Origin of the sequence: Nonomuraea gerenzanensis (assembly GCF_020215645.1) — a bacterium.
Classification (GTDB): domain Bacteria; phylum Actinomycetota; class Actinomycetes; order Streptosporangiales; family Streptosporangiaceae; genus Nonomuraea; species Nonomuraea gerenzanensis.
In genome coordinates, this window is record NZ_CP084058.1 from 10,739,225 (window position 1) to 10,751,502 (window position 12,278).

Annotated in this window: 13 protein-coding genes; 5 read left to right on the forward strand and 8 right to left on the reverse strand. The window is 71.7% G+C overall.

Annotated features, from left to right (window positions below; genetic code table 11):
- Positions 1-16: 16 nt before the first annotated feature.
- Together LCN96_RS49970 and LCN96_RS49975 are read right to left on the reverse strand one after the other, a co-directional pair.
- On the reverse strand, positions 17-547 hold the full coding sequence (locus LCN96_RS49970) for a DUF4245 domain-containing protein (RefSeq protein ID WP_225269417.1): 531 nt from the start codon (positions 545-547) through the stop codon (positions 17-19).
- An 11-nt stretch (positions 548-558) separates the two neighbouring features.
- A complete protein-coding gene (locus LCN96_RS49975; RefSeq protein ID WP_225269418.1) occupies positions 559-1,170 on the reverse strand; it encodes a TetR/AcrR family transcriptional regulator in 612 nt (203 codons plus the stop codon).
- A 172-nt stretch (positions 1,171-1,342) separates the two neighbouring features.
- Between LCN96_RS49975 and glpX the strand changes: the two genes are divergently transcribed.
- A complete protein-coding gene (gene glpX, locus LCN96_RS49980) occupies positions 1,343-2,377 on the forward strand; it encodes a class II fructose-bisphosphatase (protein WP_225269419.1) in 1,035 nt (344 codons plus the stop codon).
- A 90-nt stretch (positions 2,378-2,467) separates the two neighbouring features.
- On the opposite strand, the gene LCN96_RS49985 is transcribed toward glpX, so the two are convergent.
- Positions 2,468-3,118, reverse strand: a complete 651-nt coding sequence (locus tag LCN96_RS49985; protein WP_225269420.1) for a DUF1707 SHOCT-like domain-containing protein — start codon at positions 3,116-3,118, stop codon at positions 2,468-2,470.
- Between the two features lie 246 nt (positions 3,119-3,364).
- On the opposite strand from LCN96_RS49985, the gene LCN96_RS49990 reads away from it, so the two are divergent.
- Positions 3,365-4,039, forward strand: coding sequence for a DUF998 domain-containing protein (locus LCN96_RS49990; RefSeq protein ID WP_225269421.1), 675 nt, complete (start codon positions 3,365-3,367; stop codon positions 4,037-4,039).
- Here LCN96_RS49990 and LCN96_RS49995 read toward each other — a convergent pair.
- The gene (locus LCN96_RS49995) at positions 4,003-4,593 is read right to left on the reverse strand and encodes a TetR/AcrR family transcriptional regulator (protein WP_225269422.1); all 591 of its coding nucleotides are present in this window, start codon (positions 4,591-4,593) and stop codon (positions 4,003-4,005) included. The genes LCN96_RS49990 and LCN96_RS49995 overlap by 37 nt on opposite strands.
- Positions 4,594-4,687: 94 nt before the next feature.
- On the opposite strand from LCN96_RS49995, the gene LCN96_RS50000 reads away from it, so the two are divergent.
- Complete coding sequence (locus LCN96_RS50000; protein ID WP_225269423.1) at positions 4,688-5,848, forward strand: MFS transporter; 1,161 nt, start codon at positions 4,688-4,690, stop codon at positions 5,846-5,848.
- A gap of 101 nt (positions 5,849-5,949) precedes the next feature.
- Here LCN96_RS50000 and LCN96_RS50005 read toward each other — a convergent pair whose 3' ends face one another.
- A complete protein-coding gene (locus LCN96_RS50005) occupies positions 5,950-6,888 on the reverse strand; it encodes a Gfo/Idh/MocA family protein (protein WP_225269424.1) in 939 nt (312 codons plus the stop codon).
- 51 nt (positions 6,889-6,939) lie between these two features.
- Positions 6,940-8,427 (reverse strand): MocR-like pyridoxine biosynthesis transcription factor PdxR, encoded by a 1,488-nt coding sequence (gene pdxR / locus LCN96_RS50010; RefSeq protein WP_225269425.1) that lies wholly within the window; start codon positions 8,425-8,427, stop codon positions 6,940-6,942.
- A gap of 68 nt (positions 8,428-8,495) precedes the next feature.
- Between pdxR and LCN96_RS50015 the strand changes: the two genes are divergently transcribed.
- Both LCN96_RS50015 and LCN96_RS50020 read left to right on the forward strand, forming a co-directional pair.
- Positions 8,496-9,383 (forward strand): DMT family transporter, encoded by an 888-nt coding sequence (locus LCN96_RS50015; RefSeq protein ID WP_225269426.1) that lies wholly within the window; start codon positions 8,496-8,498, stop codon positions 9,381-9,383.
- Positions 9,384-9,438: 55 nt separating this feature from the next.
- Positions 9,439-11,091 (forward strand): fumarate hydratase, encoded by a 1,653-nt coding sequence (locus LCN96_RS50020; protein WP_225269427.1) that lies wholly within the window; start codon positions 9,439-9,441, stop codon positions 11,089-11,091.
- A gap of 65 nt (positions 11,092-11,156) precedes the next feature.
- Here LCN96_RS50020 and LCN96_RS50025 read toward each other — a convergent pair whose 3' ends face one another.
- A complete protein-coding gene (locus tag LCN96_RS50025; RefSeq protein ID WP_225269428.1) occupies positions 11,157-11,315 on the reverse strand; it encodes a hypothetical protein in 159 nt (52 codons plus the stop codon).
- Between the two features lie 362 nt (positions 11,316-11,677).
- Entirely contained in the window at positions 11,678-11,866 is a 189-nt protein-coding gene (locus LCN96_RS50030; RefSeq protein ID WP_225269429.1) for a DUF5999 family protein, read from the reverse strand.
- Positions 11,867-12,278: the final 412 nt, after the last annotated feature.

Genomic DNA, 12,278 nt, shown 5'->3' on the forward strand with positions numbered 1-12,278 from the left:
GCGCCCGCCGACAACCTCAGCCTTTGGGCCGCTGCTGGAGCTGTGCCGCCAGCTCGCCCAGCTCGGCCCAGTCGGCCGTGCCGGTGACGACGAGGGTCACGTCGGGCAGCATGCGCACCAGCGTCCGCTGGTTCTTGTCCTCGCGGAAGCGCTGCTCCCAGGGCACGCCGCCGATCTGCAGCGTGCCCTGCGCCTGGTTGGTGTTGGCCATGCGGTTGGCGAAGCCGGCCGCCGGCTGCTCGTTGCTCTGGGCGAACATCGCGTGCTCGCGCTTGGCGGTGGCGTAGCCGAGGTAGAGGACCTGGGCGCCGTTCTCGCCCTTGGCGATCCGGTTGCTGTTGGGCACCCAGCCGGCGGGATCCTGGCGGGGGGCCCACACGCCGAAGGGGACCGAGTGGCCGAAGTTGGCGACGGTGATGGAGTAGTCGAGGCGCGGGATGTGCTCCTCGCGGCTCTGCGGGGTGACCAGCAGGAAGAGCCCGGCGCCCGCGAGGCAGACGAAGAGGGCTACCGCGTAGCCGTAGAAACCTTGGGTGAACCGTCGCACAGTTGGCGAGGTTACCCGTTGGAGGGCGTGGTCGCCGAAGTGGCCGGGCGGATCTGGCCGATGATGGCCAGCACCTCCTCCGCCAGCGCGCGGTCTCCTGAGCGCACCACCTCGGACACCGCCGCCGCCAGCGCCCCGGTGACCACCACGACGAGAGCGGGCTCGTCCTCGAACAGCGCAGCGTTGCGCTGCGCCCACACCCGCAGCCGGTCGCGCATCACCACGTCGAACCCAGGAGGCCCGTCGCCGCGCAGGAACAGCGCGGCCAGCTCGCGTTCCTCCAGGCAGCCGTCCAGGTACGCGCGGGCGGCGCCGACGAACACGCGCATCGGGTCGCTCTCGCCGTCGGCCCTGGAGGTGCGGACGGCCCGCTTGGTCCGCTGCGTCTGCCTGGCCTGGAACTCCTCCCACAGCGTGAGATAGAGGTCGGCCTTGCCGGAGAAGTGGTGGTAGAGGCTGCCCACGCTGGCGTCGGCCCTGGCCACCACGTCCGTCACGCCGGCCTCGGCGAAGCCCTTCGAGACGAAGATCTCCCGGGCGGCGGCGAGCAGCGAGCTGCGCGTGGCCGCGCCACGCTCGGACGTACGCGGCTGGGCGACCGCATTCTCCACATCAGGGCTCATACGGGATCTCCTCCACGGCGGGGGCGCCACGCTCCATGGTGGAGGCAAGATCCTTGGCGCGCACAGGGTATGACGCAAATTCCGGTCCAGGTGAGCAGATTATCCCCCTCCAACCGGGAAGAGACCGGCAACTACGATCGAGGGAGATGTCCCACGAGGAGGGCCAGCCATCATGTCCGACCAGACTTCCGTGCCACCGGCGCTCGCCACCAGCGAGCACGCCCCCGATCGAAACCTGGCGCTGGAGCTCGTCCGCGTCACGGAGGCCGCCGCGATGGCGGCCGCCCGCTGGGTCGGCAGAGGTGACAAGAACGGCGCGGACGGCGCGGCCGTGAACGCCATGCGCCAGCTCATCAACACCGTGTCGATGAACGGCGTGGTCGTCATCGGCGAGGGCGAGAAGGACCACGCCCCGATGTTGTTCAACGGCGAGCAGGTCGGCGACGGCAGCGGCCCCGACTGCGACGTCGCGGTGGACCCCATCGACGGCACGCGACTGACGGCGCTGGGCATGCCCGACGCGGTGTCGGTGATCGCGGTCAGCGAGCGCGGCTCGATGTACGACCCGTCGGCCGTGTTCTACATGGAGAAGCTGGTCACCGGCCCCGAGGCGGCCGACGTGGTGGACATCGAGGCCCCCGTGGCCGACAACGTCAACGCCGTGGCCAGGGCCAAGCACTGCTCGCCGTCCGACGTGACCGTGGTCGTGCTGGACCGGCCCAGGCACGAGCGGCTGGTCAAGGAGATCAGGGAGACGGGCGCGCGGATCAAGTTCATCACCGACGGCGACGTGGCCGGCGCGATCATGGCGGCCCGCGCGGGCACCGGCATCGACCTGATGATGGGCATCGGCGGCACGCCCGAGGGCATCGTGGCCGCGTGCGCGCTGAAGTGCCTGGGCGGGGTGATCCAGGGCCGGCTGTGGCCGCGCGACGACGCCGAGCGCGCCAAGGCGGTGGCGGCCGGGCACGACCTCGGCCAGGTGCTCACCACCAACGACCTGGTCAGGTCCGATGACGTGTTCTTCGCCGCGACCGGCATCACGCACGGTGAGCTGATGCAGGGCGTACGCTTCCGCGCGGGCTCGGCGGTGACGCAGTCGCTGGTGATGCGCGGGCGGTCGGGCACCATCCGCAAGATCGACAGCGAGCACCAGCTCTGGAAGCTGCGGGCCTACAGCGCGATCAACTTCGACACGGCGGGCTAGGAGCCGACGGCCGGGCGCCCCTGAAAAGCCAGGCGCCCCTGAAAGGCCGGGCGCCCTAAAGGCTGGGCACCCTTGGAAGGCTGGAGGGGCTCAGCGGCGGCGCTTGCGGCGGGGTGGCTCCTTGACCTTGACCTCGCCGGCGAAGTTCGTCGTGCGCACCTCCACGACCGGCGCCCCCGGCTCGGTGTGCTGCTTGGTGAGGCGGACCGTCTTGTCCTTGGCGACCCTGATCACCTCCAGCCCCTCCGGGACGTGGATCTCCAGCCCCCCGAAGACCAGGGTGGCGTTGATGATGATCCGCCGGTTCTGCAGGATCGCGTCGCGGAAGTCGAGCTTCGTCGTGCCGAACATGGCCGTCACACCCAGCTCGGCGGGCACCACCCAGCGCCCGCCGCGCTGCTCCTGCTTGAAGATGGCCGAGACCGGCCGGCCGTCGAGGTTGAGCGGCTGCTGGTCGGGGGGCAGCAGGTCGGTGGTGAGCGCGGCCAGCTCGCCGAGCGTGCGCGCGGAGTAGAGCACGCCGAGCCGCTCCTCCAGCTCGTCCAGCGTGAGCCGGCCGTCGGCGTGGGCGTCCTGGAGCACCTGCGCGATGCGTTCACGATCGGCGTCGGACGCGCGCAGCTCGTGCGGCTGCGGCACGTCGTCGGAGGCCGGGGGACGGCGAGCGGACACCCATTCCTCGGCCAGCCGCTCGCCGACTTCCTGCAGCTTGGGCAACCACGATCCCGCGCGTTCGTTCACACTTCTGACGATATCCGGCTCTCGCCCTGTTCGCTCGTGCCGATTGACCCGGTGTCACCGGATTCCGGCCAGCAGTCCGGCCATCTCCCGCGCGAGCTGCTCGTTTCGCCTCGGCGTGGCGGTCCGACCCGCCCGCCCAGGGTCACGGACGGCTGGGCCGAAGCCCGGTCGGCCGGTTTTCTCATGAATTTCTTAGGAATCTCCGCCCGCGCCTTCTTCGTTGATCCCGGCAAAAGGGAGGTGTGCGTGCATCAACCGGCGCGATGGGGTCTGGCTGCGGCGGGCGCGGGCAGCGTGGTGATCCTGGGCCTCGACCTGACGAGCCTCGACGAGATGAACCCGCTGCGAAGGACCATCAGCGAGCACGGCCTGGGCCCCGACGGATGGATCTTCGGGCTCGGGGTGGGGCTGCTGGCGGCGGGTTCGCTGGCCATCGGGGTGTCACTGGCGCGCAAGCGGCTGGCCGGGGTCTTCGGCATCGTCGCGCTGCTGGGCTGGAGCGTCGGGTTGCTCGTCACGGCCTGGTTCGAGAAGCACGACTGGTCGGTGGGGCCGAGTCTGAGCGGCAGCATCCACCGGGTGGGCAGCTTCGTGGCCTTCCTCAGCCTGCCGCTGGCCGCCCTGATCATCGCCAGACCGTGGCGGCACCGGGAGCGGTCGAAGGCCACGCTGGCGGCGTTCGGGCTGGGGATCTGCTCGGTGCTCTGGGTGGCGGGCATCGGCACGGCGATGCTCGTCGCGGCGGGCAACGGGACGCCGTGGTACCGGGTCATGCCGCTGGGGCTGGTGGAGCGGGGGCTGGCTGTCACCGAGGTGGCGGCGTTGCTGGCGCTCGGCGTGTGGGCCGCCGCCAAGCGGCTGGACGACGCGCCTGAGCCGGTCGGTCAGGGGCGCAGCGTGGCGATGAGGTCGTCGACGTAACCCTGGAACACGGCCGCCATGTCCACCTGGTCGGGATCGATGAGCCACTGCGTCTGCAGGCCGTCCATCATCGCGATCAGCCGGTCGGCGTGCGCCTCGGCGTCCAGGCCCGCCCTGAGCTCGCCGCGCTCGGCGCCCCTGCGCAGCGCGCCCGCCACCATCGCGCGCAGCCGGCGGTAGCGCCGCCTGGCCCAATCGTGCCCGGGATGGCCGGGGGTGACGGCCTCGCCGCTGATCACGGAGAAGAGCTGCACCAGGCCGGGCATCCGCGAGTTGTGCTCGACCACGCGGACCAGGGTCGTCAGCGCGTCGATCCCACTGGCCGGTTCGAGGTCGAACGTGCGCGCGTCCAGCTCGTCGCGGTAGTCCAGCACCGCGACGAGCAGCAGCTCCTTGGTCCTGAAGTGGTGCAGCAACCCCGCCTGGGACAGCTCGGCGCGCTCGGCGATGCGGGCCAGCGACGCGCCGCGGTAGCCGTGCTCGGCGAACTCCAGCAGCGCGGTGGCCAGGATGCGCTCCCTGCGCGCCGCACCGGTCGCGTAGCCCCGTCTCACTCGCGGCAGCCTATCTCGCCCTGGCGGAGGGCCTCGGGCAGCCGTTAACCTGACCGCGCCTCACGTTTGATTCCCCCCCGATCAGGAGGCCGCTGTGCCGTCCGCGCGTGATCGCCAGGCCCGGGTCGCCACGTACGTCGTCTACGCCGTGCAGGGCCTGTCCTTCGCCTCGTTGCTCATCCAGGTCGCCAACCTCCAGGCCAAGCACCGGCTCGACGAGGGCTCGCTCACGCTGTTGCTGCTGGTCGTGCCGGTCTTCGCCGGTGTCGGCAGCGTGGCGGCGGGCTCGTTCGCCGCCCGGTTCGGCAGCAAGCCGCTGTTGCGGATCGCCCAGCCGGTGGTGGCCGCCGCCGTGGTGCTGGCCGGGCTCGCGCCGAACGTGCCCATGCTGCTGCCGGTGCTGCTGCTGTTCGGAGTGGCGGTGGGCGCGGTGGACGCCGGCATGAACATGCAGGGCGTGGCCGTCGAGCGCAGGTACGGCGTGGAGGTGCTGAACGGGTTCCACTGCGTGTGGAGCGTGTTCAGCCTGGCGGCGGCGCTGTGGGCGTCGGGGGCCGCGGCACTGCCGCTGCCGGTGATCATGGCCGTGCCCATGGTCCTCGCGGTGGCCGGCTCGCTCTACGCCGGGCGGAGCCTGTGCACGCGCGAGGAGGAGACGGTCGAGGCGGCGGGCGCGGCCGTCACCGGCCGCTTCCCGTGGCGGCCGATCATCCCGCTCTGCCTGGCCATGGGCTTCCTGTACGTCGGCGACGCCGCCGTGTCCAACTTCAACACCGTCTACATGAAGGACGTGCTGGGCGCGAGCCCCGCCGTGATCCCGCTGGCCTACGCCGCCTACCAGGCCACCACGCTGGCCGTCAGGCTCGGCGGCGACTTCGCCGTCAGGCGGTACGGCCCCGCCGTCATCGTCAGGATCGGCGGGGTGATCGCCACGGCCGGGTTCCTGGGCGTGGTCCTGGCTCCGAACCAGCTGCTGGGCATCGTCGCGTTCGGGCTCACCGGGGTGGGGCTGGCGGTGGTGGCGCCGCAGTCGTTCTCGGCGGCGGGCAAGCTGGACCCGGCGGGCACCGGGGTGGCCATCGCCCGGGTGAACCTCTTCAACTACGTGGGCTTCATCGTCGGAGCCGCCCTGGTGGGCGGGATCGCGGACGCGGCCGGCATGCGGGTGGCGTTCGCGGCGCCGCTGGTGCTGGCCGCCGCGATCATCGCCCTGGCCCCGGGCTTCGCCCCGAAACGCGCCGCCGCCGCCACCTGACCACGCCCGACACCGCCACCTGACCGCGCCCGCCGCCGCCGCAGCCACACAGGCGACGCGGGCGCGCCCAGCTCCGCCGCCGCCACCTGCAGCGCGCGCGGCTATCGCCGTACTTCGGCGACCTCGACGGGACGGCCTTCGCGCAGCGACAGGTCGGCGGCCTCGGCCACGTAGAGCGCCTCCAGCGCGTCCTCGATCGAGCACAGGCTCTCGTCACCGCGCAGGAAGGCGTCCAGCTCGGCGCGGTAGGCGCTCTCGAAGCGCGCCACGAAGTCCGGCCACGGCTCCGCCATCCCGGGCAGCCCCTCGGTGGTGTGCAGCGGGGCGCGCGCGGCGAGGCCCACGACCTGGGTGCGCTTGGTGCCCGCCAGCTCCATCCGCACGTCGTAGCCGCCGCCGTTGTAACGCGAGCCCTGCAGGGTGGCCAGCGTGCCGTCGTCCAGCGTCAGCAGCGCCGCGCTGTTGTCGACGTCGCCCGCCTCGGCGAAGAACGCGGCACCGCGGTTGGCCCCCGTCGCGTAGACCGACACCACCTCCCGGCCGGTCACCCAGCGCAGGATGTCGAAGTCGTGGATGTGGCAGTCGCGGAAGATCCCGCCGGACAGCGGGACGTACGAGGCGGGCGGCGGCGCGGGGTCGGCCGTGACGAGATGCACACGGTGCAGCTCCCCCAGCTCACCGGCCCGCAACGCCCGCGCCGCCGCCACGTATCCGGGGTCGAACCTGCGCTGGAACCCGACCGCCACCCGGTTGCCCGCCCGAGCCTCCAGCACCTTGACGGTGTCGGCCACCGTGCCTGCCACCGGCTTCTCGCAGAAGACCGGGACGCCCAGCCGGCACGCCTTCATGATCAGCTCCGCGTGGGTGCTGGTCGGCGTGGCGACGACCACGGCGTCCGCCTCGAAAGCGTCACCCGGCCCGCCGTACGGCGAGGTGCGTACGGGATCGCTCACGATCAGCTCGTCCACCAGCGGATGCGCGGCCAGGGTCGCGGCGTGGAAGGCCCCGATCCTGCCCAGCCCCAGCAGTCCCACACGCATGGCGCCTCCTCCTCGCACGTCTGGTCTTCTTTCTAGGCGAGCGTTCCTCCCTCAGTCAACCTTTTGTCCTGACATGCTGACCTTCAACCCGCGCACGACCTCGGCCGCCTTGTGCGCCGGCAGCCGCGCGAACCCCACCACCACGGCCTCCGCCCCGGGCAGGTCCCGCATCGGCCCCACCGCCTCCGCCGACAGGCCCAGCCGGCGCGCGGCGGCCACGGTGCGCCCCTCGTCCCAGCCCGGCGGCAGCTCCAGGAACACGTGCAGCCCGGCCTCGATGCCCCTGACCCGCACCCGGGGCAGCTCCCGGGCCAGCGCCTCGACCAGGGCGTCCCGGCGGCGGCGGTACTCCCTGCGCATCCGCCGCAGGTGCTTGTCATAGCCTCCGGTACGCAGGAAGTGCGCCAGCGCGTACTGCTCGATCACCGGAGAGCCGAGGTCGAGCTCCCCCCGCGCCCGGCGGATGGCCTCTGCCAGGTCGGGCGGCGCGGCCACCCAGCCGAGCCGCAGACCGGGGGCCAGGGCCTTGCTCACACTGCCCGAGAGGACGACCCGGTCGGGCGCCAGCCCTTGCAGGCAGCCCACGGGGTCGCGGTCGAAGCGGAACTCAGCGTCGTAGTCGTCCTCCAGGACGACCCGGTGACCCGCGTACGCCCACTCCATCAGCGCCGCCCGGCGCGCCGGCGAGAGCACCACCCCGGTCGGGAACTGGTGGGCGGGCGTCACCAGCGCGGCGTCACCGCTCAGCTTGCGTACGTCGAGGCCCTGCTCGTCCACCGGCACCGGCACCAGGTGCGCACCGGCCCGGCGCAGCAGCGGCACCTGGCGGTGGCTGGTCGGATCCTCCACGGCCAGCCGCAGCGCCCTCTGCTGGGCCCGCTCCTGTGCCCGCTCCTGTGCCCGCTGCTGTGCCCGCTGCTGGGCCCGCTGCTGGGCCCGCTGCTGGGTCAGCACGTGCAGAGCCAGGCTCAGCCCCTGCGCCACGCCGCCCACGATGATCAGGTTCTCGGGGCGCACGTCGGCCGCCCTGACCCGCCGGAGGTAGGCGGCCAGCTCTTCGCGCAGCTCAGGCACGCCGCCGGGGTCCCCGTAATCGAGGGCGTCCGAGGGTACGGTGGTCAGGACGTGCCTGACGGCCGCGAGCCAGCGTTCACGGGGGAAGTGGCCGAGGTCGGGGGAGGTGGGGCGATGACCGTAGTACGACGGCGACGCCGGGGCGCTCGGCGTCCGGCGGGCCGGCCTGAGCCGCGGCGGGGCCGGGTCGCGCGGCCTGAGTGCCGTACGGGCGGCGGCGTTCTTGGGGGTGACCTGGGTGCCGACGCCCACCCTGGAGACCAGGAAGCCCTCGGCGACCAGTTGCTCGTACGCCTCCACGACGACTCCCCTGGAGACCTGGAGGTCGGTGGCGAGGTCGCGGGTGGCGGGCAGGCGGGTGCCCGGCGTGAGCCGCCCGCCGCGGATGGATTCGCGCAGCTCAGCCGCGATCTGCCCGGCAATGCCCCCCTTCCCGCGATTTATCTGGATATGGAGGTCGGCCATATTGGTCCTGTCTCCCGGTGGGGCATTGGACTGTTTGTGCGAACCATTGTCTCCCTAGCATCCTTCGCATGAGAAACGGCATGAAGAACGGCATCCTGGGCGCCGCCGCGGCCATGTTCCTGGTCGGGACGCTGGCGGGGGTCTCCGGTCTCGTCGGTGCATACCCCATATACGGCGGCCAGGCGGTTCGGTATCTCGTGGCTTCCGTCATCCTGCTTGTCATAACGAGAGTGCTCGGCCTTCGGTTCGTGCGATTGACGTGGCGCGAGACGCTCTGCCTGCTCGGGCTGACGCTGCTGGGCCTGGTGTTCTTCAACGTGGCCGTGGTGGAGTCCACCCGCGCCTCTGGGCCCGCGCTGGTGGGCACCGTGCTCGGCACCGTGCCGCTCGCCCTGGCGCTGGCCGGCGGCAGGCCCGCGCCCCGGGTGCTGATCGGGGCCGGGGTGGTGGTGACCGGGGCGACGCTGGCCACGGGGCTGGGCAGCGGCACCCCGGAGAGCCTGCTGTGGGCGCTGGGCGCGCTGGTGGGCGAGGTGAGCTTCTCCCTGCTGGCCATCCCGCTGCTGCCGAAGCTGGGGGCGATCCGGGTGTCGGCGTACTCGACCACGCTGGCCGTGCCCATGCTGGTCGTCGTCGGGCTGATCGACGCGGGGACGGGCATGCTCAGGGTGCCGACTCCGGCCGAGGCGCTCGGCTTCGCCTACCTGGCGGTCGTGGTGACCGTGGTGGCGTTCTTCCTCTGGTACAACTCGCTGCCCAAGCTGGGCCCTGGGCGGGCGGGGCTGTTCGCGGGGCTCATCCCGGTGGCGGCCATCGTCACGGGCGCGGTGCTCGGGGTCGCGATGCCCACGGCGTACGACCTCCTGGGAGCGGGGCTCGTGGTCGCCGGCATCCTGATCGGGCTCAGCGCCGAACGGTCGGGCGCCAAGGCGGCGGTGCGGCCGTCCGAGGCCTGACGGCCATCCCCTCCTTTCGGTACGCGTAATCTCTTGAGCGACCGAAAGGATGGACATGGGCGAGTTCGACTACACCGACCTGCTGCCGCTTGGAGCCGACGAGACGGAATATCGGCTGATCACCTCGGAGGGGGTGCGGAAGGTCGAGGCGGCCGGGCGTACGTTCCTCGAAGTCGCCCCCGAGGCGCTGCGCCTGCTCACCGAAACGGCCGTCCACGACATCTCCCACTTCCTGCGTGCCTCGCACCTCGCCCAGCTCAGGAAGATCGTCGATGACCCCGAGTCCAGCGGCAACGACCGCTTCGTCGCCCTCGACCTGCTGAAGAACGCCTCCATCTCGGCCGGCGGCGTGCTGCCGATGTGCCAGGACACCGGCACCGCCATCGTCATGGGCAAGCGCGGCCGCCACGTGCTGACCGACGGTCAGGACGCCGAGCACATCTCGCGCGGCGTGTACGACGCCTACACCAAGCTCAACCTGCGCTACTCCCAGATGGCCCCGCTGACCATGTGGGAGGAGAAGAACACCGGCAGCAACCTGCCGGCCCAGGTCGAGCTGTACGCCGAGGACCCCCACGGGCACCCCGACGAGTACAAGCTGCTGTTCATGGCCAAGGGCGGCGGCTCGGCCAACAAGTCGTTCCTGTACCAGGAGACCAAGGCCGTGCTCAACGAGAAGCGCATGATGGCCTTCCTGGAGGAGAAGATCCGCTCGCTCGGGACGGCGGCCTGCCCGCCGTACCACCTGGCCGTCGTCGTGGGCGGCACCTCCGCCGAGTACGCGCTCAAGACCGCCAAGTACGCCAGCGCCCGCTACCTCGACTCGATCCCCACCGAGGGCTCGCCCTCCGGGCACGGGTTCAGGGACCTGGAGGTGGAGGCCAAGGTCTTCGAGCTGACGCAGAAGCTGGGCATCGGGGCGCAGTTCGGCGGCAAGTACTTCTGCCACGACGTGCGCGTCATCCGCCTGCCCCGGCACGGCGCCTCCTGCCCGGTCGCCATCGCCGTCTCCTGCTCCGCCGACCGCCAGGCGCTCGCCAAGATCACGCCCGAGGGGGTCTTCCTGGAGAAGCTGGAGACCGACCCGGCCCGCTTCCTGCCCGAGACCACCGACGAGCACCTCTCCGACGACGTCGTCTCCATCGACCTCAACCGCCCGATGCCGGAGATCCTCGCCGAGCTCACCAAGTACCCCGTCAAGACCCGCCTGTCCCTCACCGGCCCCCTGGTCGTCGCCCGTGACATCGCGCACGCCAAGATCGCCGAGCTGCTGGACAACGGCGGCGAGATGCCCCAGTACCTCAAGGACCACGCCGTCTACTACGCCGGTCCGGCCAAGACCCCGCAGGGCTACGCCTCCGGCTCATTCGGGCCGACGACGGCGGGGCGCATGGACTCCTACGTGGAGCGCTTCCAGGCGGCGGGCGGGTCGATGGTGATGCTGGCCAAGGGGAACCGGTCCAAGCAGGTCACGCAGGCCTGTGAGCAGTACGGCGGGTTCTACCTGGGCTCCATCGGCGGGCCCGCGGCGCGGCTGGCGCAGGACTGCATCAAGAAGGTGGAGGTGCTGGAGTATCCCGAGCTGGGGATGGAGGCGGTGTGGAAGATCGAGGTGGTGGACTTCCCCGCGTTCATCGTCGTGGACGACAAGGGCGAGGACTTCTTCACCGACAAGACCGGGCCGGTCCTGTCCATCGGCCGCCGCTGACGTGACGCCCGCGCCGGGGGCTTGCCGGGCGCGGGGGGCGGGCCGGGGGGTTGGGCGCCGGGGAGTCAGGCGCCCTCGCACGCCGCCTGGGCGCTCGTGCCGCCGTGCACCAACGGCCCGCCACGCTCACGGGTGGCGGCACCGGTGCCCTCGTGCGCGGGCAGCACCTCCGCGCGGGCGGGAAGCGCGTCCGCAAGGGCCACGCGGGCGGTAAGCGCGGCCACACGCGCCACGCGGACGGTAGGCGCGACCGCGAAGGCCACGCGGACGGTAGGCGCGACCGTAAGGGCCACGCGGGCCGGAAGCGCAGCCGCGAAGGCCACGCCGGTCGTGCGAGCGGCCGGGATGGCCGCGCCGGTCATGCGAGCGGCCGGGATGGCCGCGCCGGTAGGCCGCGCGACCGGAACAACCGCGCAGGCAGGCCGGGCGGGCAGAACGGCCGGGCGAGCAGGCCGGGCGCGCAGAGCGCCCGCGTGGAGGGGCAGGGCGGCCAGAGCGGCCGCGCGAGTAAGCAAGGCGGCCTGACCAGCCGCGCCGGTCGCCGGCGCGTCTCGCCTGGGCTCGGGCCCGCTGACCCGAGAGACGCTCACGCGGCCACCGGGGCCCGGTGCGGCGCCACGACGGAGCCGTCGGGCAGCAGCAGACCGGTGTCCTCGAACAGCACGACGCCGTTGCAGAGAAGGCTCCACCCCTGGTCGGGATGGGACGAGATCACGTGCGACCGCTCACGGTCGAGGGAGTCGGCACTGGGGCAAACGGGCTTGTGACTGCACATGGCGCACCTCTCAGATTGCGCTCCGGGTTGCGGGTCTTCAAAAGGGCAACGTGCGCCCCGACGGCGTGCGAAGGTCCAGTGCGGCTCTGGTCGGCCTCTTCGGCCGGCGGCGAACCTGGGTCTGGCGCATCCTCATCACGTCCTTAGCGGTCTGTCTTCAACGGTTGTGGGACCTCGGGCGTTCTGCTCTCAGTCTGACCTTCGACACCGACACTTTCGTGGATGACGGTCAGCTGGGACGCTCGCCTTCTTTCCTGGTCCTAACCATGCCCCCGTCCCCTTACGGCACCCTTACAAGTCGCTGACGGCGCCCCGTGGTTCCTGTCAGTCAGCCTGCCGTACGCCTGAATGTCCCCTACCAGGCATCATGCACAACTATTCGGCAAGTCGTTGTGCCGATGGGCACAAATGG

What these genes read in the sequence shown, in the direction of transcription:
- LCN96_RS49975 (WP_225269418.1), bottom strand. Translation starts at nt 1,170, where the DNA reads ATGAGCCCTGATGTGGAGAATGCGGTCGCCCAGCCGCGTACGTCCGAG.
- glpX (WP_225269419.1), top strand. Translation starts at nt 1,343, where the DNA reads ATGTCCGACCAGACTTCCGTGCCACCGGCGCTCGCCACCAGCGAGCAC.
- LCN96_RS50005 (WP_225269424.1), bottom strand. Translation starts at nt 6,888, where the DNA reads ATGCGTGTGGGACTGCTGGGGCTGGGCAGGATCGGGGCCTTCCACGCC.
- pdxR (WP_225269425.1), bottom strand. Translation starts at nt 8,427, where the DNA reads ATGGCCGACCTCCATATCCAGATAAATCGCGGGAAGGGGGGCATTGCC.
- LCN96_RS50015 (WP_225269426.1), top strand. Translation starts at nt 8,496, where the DNA reads ATGAGAAACGGCATGAAGAACGGCATCCTGGGCGCCGCCGCGGCCATG.
- LCN96_RS50020 (WP_225269427.1), top strand. Translation starts at nt 9,439, where the DNA reads ATGGGCGAGTTCGACTACACCGACCTGCTGCCGCTTGGAGCCGACGAG.
- LCN96_RS50030 (WP_225269429.1), bottom strand. Translation starts at nt 11,866, where the DNA reads ATGTGCAGTCACAAGCCCGTTTGCCCCAGTGCCGACTCCCTCGACCGT.